At 34.4% G+C, this 17478-nt stretch carries 15 protein-coding genes; 11 read left to right on the top strand and 4 right to left on the bottom strand.

What is annotated here, in order from left to right; all coding sequences use genetic code 11:
- Positions 1 to 107: 107 nt before the first annotated feature.
- From CALSC_RS07370 to CALSC_RS07360, 3 genes are read right to left on the bottom strand one after another with little or no spacing between them, the layout of a single operon-like run.
- Entirely contained in the window at positions 108 to 1007 is a 900-nt protein-coding gene (locus CALSC_RS07370; protein ID WP_088240732.1) for a glycine betaine ABC transporter substrate-binding protein, read from the bottom strand.
- A 4-nt stretch (positions 1008 to 1011) separates the two neighbouring features.
- Positions 1012 to 1662 carry an ABC transporter permease gene (locus CALSC_RS07365; RefSeq protein ID WP_088240731.1) on the bottom strand — a complete coding sequence of 217 codons (651 nt, stop codon included), beginning with the start codon at positions 1660 to 1662 and terminating at the stop codon, positions 1012 to 1014.
- On the bottom strand, positions 1659 to 2408 hold the full coding sequence (locus CALSC_RS07360) for an ATP-binding cassette domain-containing protein (RefSeq protein WP_088240730.1): 750 nt from the start codon (positions 2406 to 2408) through the stop codon (positions 1659 to 1661). Before CALSC_RS07360 ends, CALSC_RS07365 begins: the two co-directional genes overlap by 4 nt.
- Before the next feature lie 357 nt (positions 2409 to 2765).
- Here CALSC_RS07360 and msrB point away from each other — a divergent pair, with 357 nt between their 5' ends.
- The 3 genes from msrB to CALSC_RS07345 all read left to right on the top strand — a co-directional run bounded on the left by msrB (position 2766) and on the right by CALSC_RS07345 (position 4954).
- Positions 2766 to 3260, top strand: a complete 495-nt coding sequence (msrB, locus tag CALSC_RS07355) for a peptide-methionine (R)-S-oxide reductase MsrB (RefSeq protein ID WP_088240729.1) — start codon at positions 2766 to 2768, stop codon at positions 3258 to 3260.
- 384 nt (positions 3261 to 3644) lie between these two features.
- On the top strand, positions 3645 to 4445 hold the full coding sequence (gene cpdA, locus CALSC_RS07350) for a 3',5'-cyclic-AMP phosphodiesterase (RefSeq protein ID WP_088240728.1): 801 nt from the start codon (positions 3645 to 3647) through the stop codon (positions 4443 to 4445).
- Positions 4446 to 4456: 11 nt separating this feature from the next.
- Positions 4457 to 4954 (top strand): SRPBCC family protein, encoded by a 498-nt coding sequence (locus tag CALSC_RS07345; RefSeq protein WP_088240727.1) that lies wholly within the window; start codon positions 4457 to 4459, stop codon positions 4952 to 4954.
- 109 nt (positions 4955 to 5063) lie between these two features.
- On the opposite strand, the gene CALSC_RS07340 is transcribed toward CALSC_RS07345, so the two are convergent.
- On the bottom strand, positions 5064 to 7259 hold the full coding sequence (locus CALSC_RS07340; protein WP_088240726.1) for a polysaccharide biosynthesis tyrosine autokinase: 2196 nt from the start codon (positions 7257 to 7259) through the stop codon (positions 5064 to 5066).
- Between the two features lie 879 nt (positions 7260 to 8138).
- Here CALSC_RS07340 and CALSC_RS07330 point away from each other — a divergent pair.
- From CALSC_RS07330 to CALSC_RS07295, 8 genes are all read left to right on the top strand, one after another.
- Positions 8139 to 8954, top strand: a complete 816-nt coding sequence (locus CALSC_RS07330) for a WecB/TagA/CpsF family glycosyltransferase (RefSeq protein WP_088240724.1) — start codon at positions 8139 to 8141, stop codon at positions 8952 to 8954.
- 307 nt (positions 8955 to 9261) lie between these two features.
- On the top strand, positions 9262 to 11064 hold the full coding sequence (locus CALSC_RS07325; RefSeq protein ID WP_088240723.1) for an ABC transporter ATP-binding protein: 1803 nt from the start codon (positions 9262 to 9264) through the stop codon (positions 11062 to 11064).
- A 57-nt stretch (positions 11065 to 11121) separates the two neighbouring features.
- On the top strand, positions 11122 to 11925 hold the full coding sequence (locus tag CALSC_RS07320; protein ID WP_159460580.1) for an FkbM family methyltransferase: 804 nt from the start codon (positions 11122 to 11124) through the stop codon (positions 11923 to 11925).
- Entirely contained in the window at positions 11922 to 13139 is a 1218-nt protein-coding gene (locus tag CALSC_RS07315) for a hypothetical protein (protein ID WP_088240721.1), read from the top strand. Before CALSC_RS07320 ends, CALSC_RS07315 begins: the two co-directional genes overlap by 4 nt.
- Before the next feature lie 23 nt (positions 13140 to 13162).
- Positions 13163 to 14074, top strand: coding sequence for a glycosyltransferase family protein (locus CALSC_RS07310; protein WP_088240720.1), 912 nt, complete (start codon positions 13163 to 13165; stop codon positions 14072 to 14074).
- A gap of 176 nt (positions 14075 to 14250) precedes the next feature.
- Positions 14251 to 15459, top strand: coding sequence for a glycosyltransferase family protein (locus CALSC_RS07305; protein ID WP_088240719.1), 1209 nt, complete (start codon positions 14251 to 14253; stop codon positions 15457 to 15459).
- A gap of 40 nt (positions 15460 to 15499) precedes the next feature.
- Positions 15500 to 16708, top strand: a complete 1209-nt coding sequence (locus tag CALSC_RS07300) for a glycosyltransferase (RefSeq protein ID WP_088240718.1) — start codon at positions 15500 to 15502, stop codon at positions 16706 to 16708.
- A 90-nt stretch (positions 16709 to 16798) separates the two neighbouring features.
- Positions 16799 to 17478, top strand: a 680-nt coding sequence (locus tag CALSC_RS07295) for a glycosyltransferase family 2 protein (RefSeq protein WP_088240717.1), incomplete at its 3' end; no start/stop codon positions are given.

Here is a 17478-nt window from a genome sequence, read left to right as displayed (position 1 = left end):
AATCAATATTTTTCAGTTATTCAGCAAGCCCTAAATAGTCTTGCACCCAGTTGCAAAATTACTGTAATTCCTGCATACAGACAGACTTGAATTAAGAATAATTGTAACTAGAAACCTTTAGCTGTTCTAAATTCACTCACCACATCCTTAACTTTTCGTAACTCACCCTCTACTAAATAGTTAAGTTTCTGCATCTCGCCTGCGGAAATTTTCCCTAACATTGGAGATATAGCCTTCTGCAACTGTGGATATTTCTTTAAAGTATCTTGGCGGAAAACAGGGGTAGCTTCATAGGGTGGAAAATATTGCTTATCATCGTCAAGTATTAATAAACCCAAACGAGCAATTTGTCCATCAGTGGAATTAGCAACTATTACCTTAACTTGCTGTTGAGTTAATGCTCTATATAGTAAGCCTGAGTCCATGATTCTGGGTGATTTATTGAATTTTATGCCATAGGTCTTAGAAAAGCCAGGAAAACCATCTTCCCGTTCCATAAATTCATAACCAAAACCGCCGCGCCATTGGGATGCATATTCTGCCAAATCAGATATTTTTTGGAGATTGTAGCGCTTGGCATCTTCACCACGTACAATCAGCGCATAGGTATTTTCAAAACCCAATGGCTCCATTACTTTTAACTTAAAATCTTGAGAATAGATTTTTTTCACTCGTTGGTAAATTTCTTTGGCATCGGCAATTACTTCTTGTTTGAGAATAGCGTTGTATGCCGTGCCAGTGTACTCAATATAGGCATCAATTTTACCAGCAATAAGAGCCTGATGGCAGACAAAAATACCACCCAATTGAGGTTTTCTTTCTACTTTTAAATTCGTCTTTGCTTCTATTTGCTGTGCTAATAATTCCCCTAAAATACTTTGTTCAGTAAAATTTTTTGATGCCACAATAATATCACCACCACTATTAGTAATAGATTTATTATTACAACTAGTAATACCAATCATTAAAGCCAAACAAATCAGGAAAAAGGCAAGAATTTTTTTCATTGACTTAATGTTTTGATGTTGCGACTTTGCCCTTAATTAAATAACGCTCTAGACTACCAATGCCAAAATCAGTAATTAGGGCAATGATAGCTGAGGGAACTGCCCCTGCTAGAATTAACTGGTTGTTAACTGAGGAAATACCTCGGAAGATAAATACCCCTAAACCACCAGCACCAATGGCGGCGGCGATAGTCGCAATTCCAATGGCAATTACGGCAGCTACCCGCACCCCAGCCAGAATTACTCCCATAGCCAAGGGAATTTCCACCTGGAATAATAACTCCATATCTGTCATTCCCATACCTTTGCCAGCTTCTCGAACAGATGGATTAACACCAGTAATTCCCGTATAAGTATTACGAATAATAGGTAATAAAGAATATAAAGTTAGAGCGACAATTGCTGGAATTGCACCAATCCCACCAATCAGAGGTATGGGGATTAGCAATCCAAACATAGCCAGACTGGGTATAGTTTGCATGACATTGGCAAAACCCAACACTGGTTGACGCAGATTGGGGTTACGGGTAATAACAACTCCTAAAGGAATCCCAATTGCGACTGCGACTGCAATCGCAATTACCACCAAAAATAGGTGTTCCCCGGTTCTTTCCAGGATTTCTGGGCCATATTTAATTAGAAAAAAATCGTTCATACTACTGATTTAATACATTCCATAAATGCTGTCGCTTCTGGGTGAGATGATCGGAGAAATTCCTCAGGAGTACCCAGGAATACCATTTCTCCGCCATACATCAGTCCAATGCGAGATGCCAAGACAAAAGCTTCTTGGATATCATGAGTTACGAATACAACAGTTTTACCCAACTCTTGTTGTAAGCGTTTAAATTCCTTTTGTAGTTCTAGGCGAGTAATGGGATCAAGAGCACCAAAAGGTTCGTCCATCAATAATACTGGGGGATCTGCTGCTAGTGCCCTAGCCACGCCGACTCTTTGTCTTTGTCCGCCAGATAATTCGTGAGCATAACGCCCTGCAAATTGCTCTGGAGGTAAACTAACTATATTTAATAGTTCATGAACTCGTGTTTTGATTTGCTTTGGCTTCCAACCTTCCAAAGAGGGAACCAAACCCACATTTTTTTCCACAGTAAAATGGGGAAATAAACCAATTTCTTGAATTACATAACCAATTTTGCGCCGTAGCCGAATTTCATCCCATTCGGTTGTGGGTTTACCCTCAAATAATATTTCTCCTCGCGTTGGGGAAAAGAGATGATTGATTAATTTCATGGTGGTGGTTTTACCACTACCACTTCGTCCCAATAATACCAGTGCCTCTCCTTGGCGAATAGTAAAATTTAGGTTTGATACTAGAGAACGATTATTTTTACTTAAGGTAACATCGCGGAATTCTACGGCTATACCTTTATCTTGTGACATTTATATTTCTCAGTATATACTTACTTGACTGATGGTGGAAATTTGGAGATTGCGATCAAAAAGCACATGGCACGAACCTTAACAAAAGAAAAAAACCCTGTCAAATCAACTGGTTTGAGATTTGTTCGGCAATCAAATATCTGAAAGAATAAGTCAATTGTTAAGATAATTAGACAATATTTGGATGTTAGGGAGGCTTGGTTTCGTCATAAATATCGCACTATGTTTTTGCCTTAGGACACATTCAATCCTGCTTTAGAGCCAAGGAAAATACTATATTAATAAATGTAAAAGTAACTCAAATCCTTGCCCATGACTAATAATACATCGCCAATTTAGTTATTCAATAATATGAGGATGAAAAGAAGGAAAATTTTAGAAGCTGGTGCTTTAGTACTAGGCACTGTATGGCTGTCAGATTATTTAACTAGGAAAACGGAAACTATGGCAACTTCAAATACAAAATTTGAAATAAACAAAACAGAGGAAGAGTGGCGTTCCATTCTGACACCGGAACAATTTCGCGTTCTCCGCAAACATGGTACAGAACGCGCGGGTAGTAGCCCTCTGGATAAAATCTATGATGATGGTACATACTTATGCACTGGATGCAATCAACCACTATTTACATCAGAAACCAAGTTTAATAGTGGTACAGGCTGGCCTAGTTTTTTCCAACCCATTGATGGTGCAATTGAAACATCAGTAGACAAGTCATTATTTATGACGAGGGTAGAAGTTCATTGTAGCCGTTGTGGTGGACATCTTGGTCATGTATTTGGCGATGGTCCTGCACCCACTGGTCAACGTTATTGTATGAATGGTGTATCCCTCCAGTTTGTACCTGCTTAATTTTGCTCTTTACTGAACATACTTAGAGGATGAGTGGTTGCATTTCAAATGTGGCTACTCATTTCATTCAGTATCAATTGTTCAACATACTTCTTCCAGGAATATTCTCAATCCTGCCTCAATCAACAACCTGGGATTAAAATCCTAGAGGATTTCTAGATTGTTGTCTAAGTCTGGTTTGTTTAATTTGTATTTAAAATTACTATATAATTTGCATAATCCATTTATTACTTACAAGTACTTGTTTTTTCGGCGGCTATGGTCAACGACATACAATAGGACAAATGAGACTCCCTATGATATCTGTAATCTACCCCCTGACTTTTTTCGGCTAATGTGATTCAGCTAAGAATATTTTCAATATCTAAACAGTAATTAGTAAAAATGAGTGACACCTCTCCTGTATCAATTGCACAGATAACAGATATACATTTGTTTGCCGATGACAACCAAGAACTGGTGGGAATGCCTACCAAAGATTCTTTTTGTGCAGTTATAGAACAGTTAAAAAAATTAGGTTCTGAACTCGATCTGTTGTTACTAACAGGAGATATATCTGGAGATGCTAGTCTTGAATCCTATGAAAATTTGCAAAATTTATTACATCCTTTGCAAATACCTACTTATAGCTTGCCAGGAAACCATGATTGTGCGATCGCTATGGAGGAGGCATTAAATTTAAGGCTGTTTTCCCGGCGCAAGTCTTTTGAACGTGGTGGCTGGAATTTTATCTTACTCAACTCCTCTGTTCCAGAACAAGTATATGGTTATTTATCAGTAGAAACCTTGGATTGGCTGGATTCTCAGTTAGTAATCATAGATGAGAAACCAACACTCATAGCTGTACATCATCCACCTTTTTTAGTCAATTCTCGCTGGCTTGATAGTAGCAGCCTACAAAATGCAGAGGATTTTTTTGCAATTATAGATGGCTACCCCCAGGTAAAATTAGTCATATGTGGTCATATTCATCAAGAGTTTCAATATCAACGCCATAATGTTCACTATTTGGGCACACCTTCAACTTGTATTCAGTTTCAGCCCAACAGCACAGATTTTGCATTAGATAATCAACAACCAGGATTTCGTCACTTCAAGCTTTATCCTAATGGGCATTGGGAAAGTCGAATAGAAAGGGTTCCTTACTTTTACCCATTGGAGTTATTACCTGGGAAAGGATATTAGGAGATTAAGTGATGAAATTCAAATATAGACCAGTAGACATGGATTTTCTTGAACGTGCTCCTGTACGCTTCGTGAATGAGGTTGAACTAGATGCATCCGCAACCGATGTTTTCACAATCTTCGAGGATGCTGAAGCTTGGCCCGAGTGGATTAAACTAATCGTCAAGGTGGAGTGGACTAGTCCTAAACCATATGGAGTGGGGACGACACGAATTGTTAAGGGATCATTTTTGACAGTTAATGAGTATTTCTTTGTGTGGCAACAGAACAAACGCTTTGCTTTTTATTTTACGGAAGCGAGTCTACCTCTGTTCAAGGCTTTTGCCGAAGACTATCGCTTGGAGAATCTTGGGGACAATCGCTGTAAATTCATCTATACTGTCTGCTTAGAGCCAATCTTCCTGATGCGTTTAGGAGGCTCATTGGTTTTAAAATTCTATGATCAATTGTTTCAGAAGGTTACAAAAAATCTAGCTGAGTATATCCGGTGTAAGAATGCCCAGGCTTGATTGGGTTGTGCAACAAACTGGACTTGGGTTCATAAGTAGAAAGGAAGATACTTCTGGTAAAAAGAGCCGATTTAGTAAATGCACCCTAGTCTTGGCAAGAACTAGTTAGCTATCCCACACTTCTTTGATCCACTACCACTTTTTCAACACTCATTTTTTGTTTGTAATATTGTCGATGATAATTGGAGTTACCATATATGTTTTCCTTCGATTTATTTGCTACTATTCCTAACATTGGCGTACCAGCAATTTGTAATTCTTCAAGGGCTTGCTGAAATACTGTCCGCTTGAGTTTGCCTAATTCTGTGACTAATATCATCCCGTTAACGTGAGCTGCAAGTAAATTAGCATCAGCGACACTTAAGAGATTTGGTGTATCATAGATAACTAAATCAAAGCTAATCTGTAACTCATTGATCAAATCCTGCATTTTTTGTGATGCTAGCAAACGAATTGGGTCGGGTGGAACTTGTCCTGCGGAGATAATGTAGAGATTTTCTTCTTGTTGTGACCTTTCGATCACATTTTGCCAGTCTAAGTCGTGGGAAATGACATCGGTTAAACCTTGAATGTTCATCGAACCTACAAGTTTATGTAATGTAGGGAAGCGCAAGTCTGCATCAACTAATAACACTTGCTGTCCCATAGCCGCAGCCGCTTGAGCAAGTTGAACCGCGACAGTCGATTTTCCCTCTCCCTGATCTGCCGAACTAATTACCAAAGAACGGATTGGTGAGTCGGAACCTAACAGGAGTATATTAGTGTATAGAGAACGAAAAACCTCAAAGAAAGAAACGTGAGCTGCTTGAGTTGCTCCTGCTACCAAATTCTCCTGCTTAGTTGCAGCCAATTCTTTCTGCAATGGTACAACGCCAAGTAATGGTAATCCTGTCACTTCTTTAAGGTCTTTGGAAGTATAAAAAACATTACTTAATTTATCTAGTATCAAAGCCGCACTAGTACCTAGCAGTAAACCCAATAATCCACCTAAAGCTAGGTTGCGCTCCGTACTATCAGATACAGCTTCTGGTTTGTTAACTTTGGTGAACTCTGGGTCTAAAGACTTCCAAGGTTGCTGTCTTTGAGCATACTCAATCTTTAATGCTTGATGCTTGGTGGTAAACTGAGTCAGAGATTCAGTCGCAATTTTTAATTCCTGCTGAATATTATCATAGTTCCGACTGACTGCTGCTAGAGACCGCAGGTAGCGATTGAGATTATTAATTTTATTTTCTAGGGAAACATCACGGGTTCGTAGTTCCCGAATTCGACTTTGAAAATCTCGGTTTACCCGTGCTCTTTCCGCATTTAACATCCTAATTATTGTGTTTTTTTGCTCAATCAATCGTTTCATTCCTTCTTCTTCTGTGGTGAAGGTGGAACCTCTTTTGGCAATATCCGCATCAACTAATTGAATTTGGTCTAGGATTTTTTGGTAACGTGCATTGTCACTGAGGATCGAATAACTAGCAGCAATACCAGGTTGTTGAACAAACTCTGTTTGCAAATCTTGGTATTTAGATGCCATTTGTTCCAACTGGACTCGGTTCTCAATATGTTGTTGGGTAAAAAAATTGATTTGTTCAGAAACTTCCTTCGCTTTGATTGCTGGATCGATTAAATTATTTTGTTGTCTTAGTCTTTGTAGTTTTTGTTGCCAATTTTTTACACTTTGTTCTATTGGTCGTTTTTGTATTTCCACAAATCTGATTGCCTGCTCGATATCACTACGTCGTTCTGCCAAACTGTAGTTGAGGTAAGCACGAGCCAGTAAACGCAGGAAGTCACGGGTAATGTCTTCGCTGGGACTGATGTATTCTACTTCGAGAATATTCTGTTTTTTGGATGCGATCGCGAGATTCTTAGCGATGGATTTATAAGTAAATTCCATCTCTGGATACTTTGTCTCATATTTTGCCTGTATTTTTTTGATTACAGGATTGAGTATCCCAGGACTTTGCAAGACTTGGATTGTAGTTTCAGTTGCTTTGTCACTTTCTGGTGCAGCCACATCTTGAGAGCCCAGAGTTTGCGGTACATTGGCTATGGCTTTACTTTCTCCCGTGACAGGTTTAGTCAGTATCTCAAAACTACCTTGATATGCTGGAGGGTCGGTTTCCGCCTTTAATACTGCTGCTGTTGCCACAAAACCAGTAACACCAGCAATTAATAGAGTGCGACGACGGAGTGTTGCCCCAACTTGACCTAAGTTTAAACCTCCTTCTTCCTCATCATTAGTTACTTGATTGAAATGAGCAGCTTGATGTGGTGAGAATGGTTGCAGATATATGTCTGACTTCAGCATAACACTGATAAAATAAATTAATTTGGCTACTTATGCAGTTTTTAGACTGCTGTTAACTGTCAGTTTAAGCGATATTTCTGATTGGCTTAAACATTTTGGTTACTGTATTGCACCCAACTGAAAAATGCTATATTCCTGTCTCAGTAATTAAACCTTATACCTCGTCTTCGTTAAAAGATCCACACCCAAATTAATTATAAACAGAATATGAACTCACATTCCACAGGTTAGTTGGAAAATTTTTATATTTCCCATAAACTATCTATAACAAGGATTTCAGGCATTAAGGCCGTATTCTCAACTATGCGATCGCAATCCTGGCAAGGATCAAAATTGAGATTATTGACACTAAAAATTTTGATTATCATCTATAGAATATATAAGATTGAAATCATTGTCAGCAGGGGGTTTGAGTCATTTGAAAAAAATACAGACTTTGATCACATAACCTGCGGAAAGTATTTTTTGAGTATATTTACTCATGCGGAATATGGTTATAAAGAAAAATATGAAGAGAGTATGAATTTTCTATGAAGTTTTCTTTTTTTGTGACACGTAAGTAGTTCGTAAATATACACTAAAATCTGTAATACTTGCTTATCAGGGAAAGTAATTGCGAGAGTTCGCTGTAACATTCTTGCATCACCATGTGTAAATAATAGAACAGACTCTAAATAGAGTCCAAGTCATCGTAAATACATTAGTTCGCGTTTATTGAACTTGTATACTCTATTTTACTGACTGCTAGTTTTTGTTCGTTAATATCGAACCATTGCAGTCTTTAATAAAGCGCAAATTAAATGTTTTTAATTTGCCTTAGTATTTCCGAGAAAAGACTGGGCTGAAACTCTATTTAACCTTATACATAAGGAGATTTTTGTGACTAGAACCAATGTTCTACGAGCTACGAAAGTAACTGATTTTCCTATTACTGCTTTACCTTTTCAAAAGCAGATAGAAACGATATTAAAGTGGGCTAGGAGAAGAGAAAGTCGTACTGTATATGTAGCTAATGTTCACATGTTGATGGAAGCTTATTGGCATTCTGATTTTGGAGATGTTTTAAAGCGAGCAGACTTAGTGACTCCCGATGGAATGCCTCTTGTTTGGATGATTCGAATTCTGGCTTTTCGTGAACAAGAGCGAGTTGCGGGATTAGATATCTTAGCAGGTGTATGTGAACTTGCTCAAACTACAAACGTCAGTCTTTTCTTTCTCGGTTCGCAAACTGAGATTCTCTCGCGGATGCACACTAGGCTAAAAGAGGAATATCCCAATCTCAAAATTGCAGCGATGGAACCACTTCCATTTCGTCCACTGACTATAGAAGAAGATGCTGCACTGGTAAAGAAAATAAATGATAGCGGTGCAGGAGTAGTATTTGTATCATTAGGTTGTCCAAAACAAGAGAAGTGGATAGCACAACATCGCGGTAAAATTCAGAGTGTGATGATTGGTTTGGGGGGTGCTTTCCCAGTATATGCAGGACTTCAGAAACGGGCACCGGGTTTAGTTCGAGATTTGGGTCTGGAATGGCTCTATCGCTGGGTACAAGAACCTTGTCGGTTATGGAAGCGTTATACTACAACGATTCCACCATTTATTTTTTTAGCTTCTAAACAGTTGTTGTTATCTCGTTGTTTTGGAACTCCATTTAATATTCGCGAGCGTTATTTGGGATGGAAGCTTGAATAATAATGAAGTAGTGAATTACACAACTTGGAAGGTTTCTCTAAAATCTTTGCTGTGCAAAGATTTTAGAGGTGGAAAAAAGATGTAATTTAAACGAAACTACCTTGTTTCAGTCGTGTTTGAGAATGTTAACCTTCCAAGTCGTGTGAAGTAGTGAAGTAGCATTCACCAATCTTGGATCTACAGTATTACAACTCTGGCAATGGAGCAGGAGTGATTGGATTTTTTATTGTCTCTTTGCAGATATTTGAGTAGAAGTAAATTCAATTACGTAGTTTAACTATTATCAAGGTAACCTAAATTATAAAATATGGGATACTTCTTAAAACTTTGGTACATTCTTCAAGGTACTCGGAAAAAGCTTCCTTTGATGATAGTAGTATTTATTGCATCATCAATGTTAGAGGCTCTAGGTATCGGACTCATACAACCATTCTTAAACTTAGCTTCAGAACCAGATCTTATATACAAAAATTATTTTATCAGCTCTATTTTTAATCAATCAAATTTAAATAATAGTAGTCAAATAGTTCCAATATTAGGTTTATTCATAGCCACATTATTTTGTGTAAAATTATTATTATCATTTCTCGCTAAGTTTTATATTTTAAGATTCAGTTATAATTTTCAGGCCCAACTTTCCTCAAGATTACTTAATACTTATTTAGCTGTACCTTATACATTTTTCTTACGCAAAAATACAGCAGGTATAATTAAGAATATAACCTATGAAACTATGAGGATAAATCACTTTTGTATGCAACCGCTACTTCATGCGACTGCTAATATAATTGTGATTTCAATTCTATTAATACTACTCGCAAAAACAGATTTATTTCTTCTGGTGACAATCTTGCTGATTATGCTACCAACATTTTTACTATTTTATAGGCTTAAAAATAAGTTTAAAAAATGGGGGAAGCAATCATCTGAATCAAATCAAGAAATGATTCGGGTTACTAATCATAGTTTAGGAGGTTTCAAGGAAACTCGTATCATTGGTTGTGAAAATTATTTTCAACATAAAATGATGCAGCAAACTCAAAAATTTGCCTATGCTGCGACTAGAAATGGCAGCTTTTCTGCTCTACCACGTATTATTATAGAGACTTTATTAATAGTATTAATACTTCTATTCGTATCCATATCTCAAATATTTTTTAACCAAAATATTCAGGATATTATTTCTGTTATGGCTGTATTCGCAGTTACCTCTATACGTCTTATACCAGCCGCAAGCCAATCTATGCAAGTCATAGGTCAACTACATAATAGTAGTTATTCTGTTGATAGTATATATCTTGATTTTAAAGAATTAGAAAAAGAAAAAGATAATAAGATTGGAGTAAAAAACTTCCCTAATAATTTAACTAAAGAAAATACTAATTTAAATGAACTAACAAATCAGGTTATAAATTTTGAGAGTCAAATTGAATTTAAAAATGTTAATTATAAATATCCTGGTAGTTCTGTAAATTCACTAAATAATATTTCATTGAAAATTAATAAAGGTGAGTTTATTGCTCTTATTGGGAAATCTGGAGCAGGTAAGACAACAATTGTAGATATACTTTTAGGTCTTTTATATCCAGGAGATGGAGATATTTTGGTTGATAATACTTCCATATATAAGAATGTTCGTGCTTGGCAAAATTTAGTAGGTTATATTCCTCAGTCTATTTTCTTGATGGATGAAACCATAGAGAGAAACATTGCATTTGGTGTACCAGATGATCTGATTGATTCAGAAAAATTGCATAACGCAATCAAAGCTGCTCAATTACAGGAATTCATTGAGGAGTTGCCATTAGGAATTAAAACTGTAGTTGGTGAAAGAGGAATACGTTTATCTGGTGGGCAACGCCAGCGGATTGGAATTGCTCGAACTCTTTACCATGAAAGAGAAATTTTGATACTTGATGAAGCAACTTCTGCATTAGATAACGAAACAGAAAAACTTGTAAGCAATGCAATTAACTCTCTGTCAGGTAAGAAGACTTTAATAGTTATTGCACATCGTCTTTCTACAATTGCAAAATGCGATCAAGTTTATATGTTGGATAAAGGAAATATAGTTCAATCAGGGAGTTACCAAGAAGTTATCTCACAGTAATTAATAAAGGTAAATCACTTAAATAAAGTAAATTTCAATTATATGAAGATTATTAGAATGTTAACTCAGACAAATTTTTTCTTATCAAAATGTCGTTCTTTGTGTTTAAGATTATTTGCATATTTAGAGAACAATAATGAGTATCAGTTTGATAAAAATGGTGAAAATAAGTGTATTAATAATATCTTTGAATACTTATCACAAAATCAAGATAAATCGATAGTTTTGTTTGATATAGGAGCAAATAAAGGTGATTATACTAAAGAACTTTTAATTCAAAGTCGTAGACATAATATTAAAACTGATATTCATGCCTTTGAACCAGTTAGTTTTACGTTTAATAATTTACATACTAATCTACCTAAATCTGATAATTTATATTTAAATCAGTTAGCAACATCTGATCAGGATGGAAGTTTTACAATTTATTATGAAAAACAAGGTAGTACTTTAGCTTCTTTCTATCAGAGAAACTTAGATTATTCAGAAATTAAATTTAATGAATCCGAAACTGTAAATACAATCAGATTAGAGGATTATATTTCAAGTGAAAGAATTAGGCACATTTCTTTATTAAAAATTGATGTAGAAGGTCATGAAATTAAATCTTTAGAAGGCTTAGGAAAATATTTATCAGGTGATTTTATTGATTTTATCCAATTTGAATATGGTGGTGCAAATTTAGATAGTAAAACAAGTTTAAGAGACTTATTTAACTTATTTATCAACTCAAAATTTGTTGTAGCTAAAATCATGCGTAATGGTAATTTAAATATTCGTGATTATGTACCTTGGATGGAAAATTATCAGTATGCTAATTATGTTGCAATTTCAAAAAATATACTAGAGAAAATCAAATGATTGAAATTAAGCCATATATTTCTCATCAATCAAGCTGTCCACATTGTAATACTTTGCTTAATAAAAATAAACTTTTATGGCATGGAATGCATATTTGTGTTGAGTCAAATTGTCCAAATTGTCACGCCGAAATTATTGAAGATATGAAGGTTGGTCATGCAAATATATGGTCTTATCAAATCGATATAAAACAAAAATTAGTGTTTGGTGATAAGTCACAACAAGGATGGTTAGGAAATCAGCTTTTAAAGTCTCTGGATAATCCAGAATTTGAAGATATAAAGATACAGAAAGAAGTTTTAAAAGAAAAAAAACAAGTAATTATTCTAAATTGCATAGATTACTTATATGGGCACTGTCTCCTCAAACTCTTAAATAGTCAAAAACATCTACAAGATGAATGCGATTATGGTTTAATAGTCATAACTCAGAAATTTCTTAAATGGATGGTTCCTAAAGGTGTTTGTGAAATATGGACTGTTGATATTCCTTTGAACAAAGGTCAGTGCTATTTCCCACAATTTAATAAATTTATAAGCAACGAATTACAGCGTTTTAGTAAAGTACATATTAGTGAAGCCTATTCTCATCCAAGCCAATTTGATATTAGTAACTATACAGGTATAAGAAAACATGATTTTCAAAGTGAAGATTACAGAATAAGTTTTATTTGGCGTGAAGATAGAATTTGGCTTAATTTTTTACCTCCCAGACTAATGAAAAAACTTAATCTAAACAAAATTCTTCTTCCATATCAGAACAGGAAGGTAATAAGATTTTTCAAAAGACTCTCTTCACGATTTCCAAATGCTAAATTTACTGTAATCGGTTTAGGTAAAAAGACTTTGTTCCCTGACTGGATTGAAGACTTAAGAACAGATAAATTTGACCTAAAAACAGAGAAATTACTATGTAAATCCTATTCAGAAAGTCGATTAGTTATTGGTGTACATGGTTCTAATATGCTGATTCCTTCTGCACAAGCTGGAATGACAATTAATTTGATGCCAAAAGAAAAATGGGCAAATATAGCTCAGGATATTCTTTATCAAGAAATCAATCCTAGAATTGCATCTTTTCGCTATCGATATCTACCACTAACAATGAATATTCATGAACTGGTAAATATCGCTTCAACAATGATAATTGAATATAGGAAATTCAATTCACTAATGAATCCTGGTATTTTGTTGGATAGTAATAAAAATCAATAAAAATATTAGATAAATTTCTAAACATGAATACTCCTGTCGTCTTCATCATATTTAATCGTCCAGATACTACCGAAAAAGTATTTGAAGTCATTCGTCAAGCTCAACCTTCTAAGCTTTTCGTAATTGCAGATGGTTCGCGTCATGAAAAAGAAGGTGAAGCTGAAAAATGTTCACAAACCCGTGCAATTATTAATCGTGTTGACTGGCACTGTGAAGTAATAACTAACTTCTCTGAAAATAACTTAGGTTGTCGAAAGAGAATATCAAGTGGTCTAGATTGGGTATTCTCACAAGTAGAAGAAGCAATTATTTTAGAAGATGATTGTGTCCCTCATCCTAGTTTTTTTAAGTACTGTGAAAAACTATTAGAAAAATATCGTCATGATGAACGTATTATGATGATATCGGGAAATAATTTTTTGTTAGATCAATTCGATATTTCTGAGACTTATACATTTTCTCGTTATACTGCAACTTGGGGATGGGCTACTTGGCGTAGAGCTTGGAAAACATACGATGTTGATATAAAGCATTGGGAAAAGTTAAAAGCTCAGAAGTTTCTATCTTCTTTATTTTCACAAGATTATGTAGTTTTTTGGTTGACATCTTGTTTTGACCAAATTCGTAACTATACAAAAGTAGATACCTGGGATTATCAATGGTTCTATACTTGCCTCTTTAACAATGGATTATGTATAGTCCCAAAATTAAATTTAGTGACGAATATAGGGGTCAATGGAACTCATGCTATTAAAGCTAGCTCATTTCATTTATTGCCAAGCCATAATTTAGATATGAATAATATTCAGCATCCGGATTTAGTTATACCTAATTTTACATATGATGATTTACTTTTTGATAAAAAACTCAAACCCAAAAATTTAGCTAGTATGATTAAATTTAAATTGTTGAAAATAAAGTATATGATTCCTTAATAATATTTTCGCTCCATTAAAAATATATAAAATAAGCTCCTAGGTAAAATGAAGTAATGAAACCTATTAAAGTTAATAATTATTTTAAACACAATAATTGCCCATTTTGTGGAAATAATAAAATTTATAAAATTGGAAATATTAATTATTGTGAAAAAATCTGATTAATCTTGAACATGAAGAAAAATATTAAATTAGCTTTAATTGCTGATGAAACACCTGTAAATGAGGATGTTAGGGCGCATGGAATGAGCCGAGTCAATACCCGTTTATGTCGTGCTTTATCTGAATATATAAATACTATTATAGTGACACAATATCAAAATTATAGTATTAGAGATGTTCCTAAAGAATTTCAAAATAAGTGTGACATAAAAACACTTCCTGCCACTCTGAGTAAAGTATCAAAACGTATTTTGCCTAATTTATTTTATGAAAATTTAACCCTTAAAAATAGATTACCGAAAATAGTTAGAGAATTAAAAAAAACCCAATCAAATTGGCTATTTTCGCCTTGTGGTGTCAATCCAAATTCTTTAGGGCGTGCTTATCAAATATCACAAGCAAGTGGTTTACCTTTAGCAGTTTATCTCGTTGATGATTTTTTATCAGGTGCCATCTTAGCAGGTCATAAAGAAAATTTCAAGATTGCTCAAGAAAATATATCGTTTTGGTTACAGAAAGTTGATAGGATTTTTGTAATATCAGAAGGACTTCGTCAAAGGATATGGGAACTTTATCAATTAGATTCAATTGTCTTGCCACTTCCTTACGAAATAACAGATATATCCTTTCAAAATTCATCAGAGTTATCTAAGCAACAAATTATTTTTGTAGGAAGCTTAAGCCATTTTTATCTAGATGGCTTGAGGGATATTGCCAATGTAATAGATAGTATTAATAAACAAGGTAGTAATTCTCTTAAGTTAAGATTAACATCATGCGATATTAAATCAGTAAAAAAGAATATCGGAAACTTTGATTTTATTGAATGTCAACCTTGTACGACAGCAAAAGATTTATCTCGTGAAATAGCCTCTAGCTTATTAGCTTTTGCACCTTATTCTTTTGATGAAAAGTATAGAGTGATGGTTTCAAGTTCTTTCCCATCGAAGATGTTAGATTATCTAACTGCAAGTAAATTTATTTTAACTTATGCTCCTCAATACTCAACTTCGGTAAATTACTTTGAAAAATATAATTTACCAAAAAATTTACATGAATCAAATCTAGATAAAATGAAACATATAATTATGGAGCAACTTATATACCAGAAAAACTACAGTCAAAAATATCAAGAAACTGTTAGAAAATTACATTCTTTCAGTAATATATCTAAAATCATCATATCTAGTATTGCAAATACTGAACTGATTAATCAATAGCACATAAATTTAATGATATGAATCAATTATTTCTAAATGTATGATTATTAATAAATTATTAAATATAAGGGAAAATCCTTTTTGGCGAACTTGGAATGCTTTCGTTAGGATAAAACTGGCTATTAATAGATTTTTACCTTCTTTATTTAAAGATTTGCAAACAGATTTTGTTAAACTAATGGAAATAATAGGTATTTATGATGATAAAAATAATTTTACAGTAACCCATAGTGATAATAAATGTAAAACTAAGTATATACTACCTAAAATAGAATCAAATACAGATAATAAACCAGTAATATTTATCTCTGCTTGTGAAAGTCAAAAAATTACTGGAGGTTGGAAATATAATGGTGGTATTAAAGAATTTAACTATTTGGTTAAGTTATTAAGAACAAAAGGTTATGAAGCATATATAGTAACCTATGATGGCAAATATGAACCTTGGCTGATTGAACATCAATCTCATATTTCACTAGCAGAATTTTCTCATAAGCTGCGTACACTTTCTAATGTTCGTTGTGTTACTTCTTGGGCTGCTGCTAAAGCTTTTATAAAAGAATGTCCACACCTATATTTCTGGGATATGGAAGTTGCAACTTCTGATAAAAGACAATTCAGATTGCTTGCAAATCTTTATCGTCAAAAAATTCGTAATTCAGCGGGTATCACTCGTACTATCCAAGCGTGGCACATAAATAACTTTCAACATCCTTGCATCCTTTTACCTAATCTTTTGGATCATCATTTTTGGTTACCAATAGAGTCTAAACGTAAACCTTATCATGTAGGGTATATGGATGAAGGAAGTCATACTCAAGAATATATTCAATGTATAAAGAATATAACGCAAGAAAATCATCTTAATATAGAGTTTCAGCTATTAAAAGGTGATGAGCAAAGTATATTGCAAACGATGCAATCATGTGAAGTATTTTTAACTATGAATATTGGAAAAGATGCTCTCTGGGGAGAGAGCGGACCATTAACTCCACTTGAAGCAATGGCTACAGGTTGCATTCCGATTGCATTTGATATTCTTGGTCCTCGTGAAATTATCCAAAGTGGATTCAATGGTTTTATAGTACCTCGCTATCGTCCAGATTTAATGGCAGAAGCTTTGGTTAATATTTACAAAAAACCAGATGAGTTAAAACGTTTAAGTACAAATGCTCTAAATATGATGTCATCATACCATACTTTTGAAGCTCGATGGTCTGCAGTTAAAGAATTTTTACATCTTGAATGAAGATAATATGATTGTGTAACCAAAATGCATCTTTTTTACTAAATTTTATTTGCAATATCAAACCTAATTAAAGATAATAGTAAAGCAAACATGATTAGTGTAGTAATGCCTGCTTACAATGCATCAGAGTTTATTGATGCTGCTATTGAAAGTATTTTGAATCAAACGTATCGAGACTTTGAATTTATAATTATTAACGATGCTTCTACAGATAATACTTTAGACATTATCAATGCCTACGCGGCAAAAGACACTAGGATAAAAGTCTTAAATCAGCCAAAGAATGCCGGATACACTCAAGCCATAAAATGGGGTATTAAAGAGGCTAAGTACCAATGGATTGCTCGGATGGATGCAGATGATATTTCATTACCAGAACGACTACAAAAACAAATCGAAGCAGCAAATAAAAATCCTAATGTAGTGGTTTGGGGAACATATATTCGTCATATTAATTCTCAAGGTGATATTGTTAGCAATGGTGTATCAGTTGGGGCAAAAACAGAAGCAGATTTTCATGAAAATATAGATAACGGTCATCTTGTCAGTCTTCCTCATCCAACCTGGCTAGTCAAAAAAGAGGTTTTAATTAAATCTGGTGGCTATGATTCATCTTTTGAGCCAGCAGAAGATTTTGAATTGCTCAGTCGTCTTATTGATTATGGCCCTCTTTTAGTTGTACCAGAGCATTTATTACTATATCGAGTCCATTCACAGAGCATTTCCATGCAGAAGTTTTTTTTTCAACAGAAGATTACAAGATTTGTAAG

The sequence above is a fragment of the Calothrix rhizosoleniae SC01 genome (assembly GCF_900185595.1).
GTDB classification, from domain to species: Bacteria; Cyanobacteriota; Cyanobacteriia; order Cyanobacteriales; family Nostocaceae; genus Calothrix_A; species Calothrix_A rhizosoleniae.
Note: the sequence above shows the minus strand (reverse complement) of the source record. Positions and strands in the feature narration are given on the sequence as shown.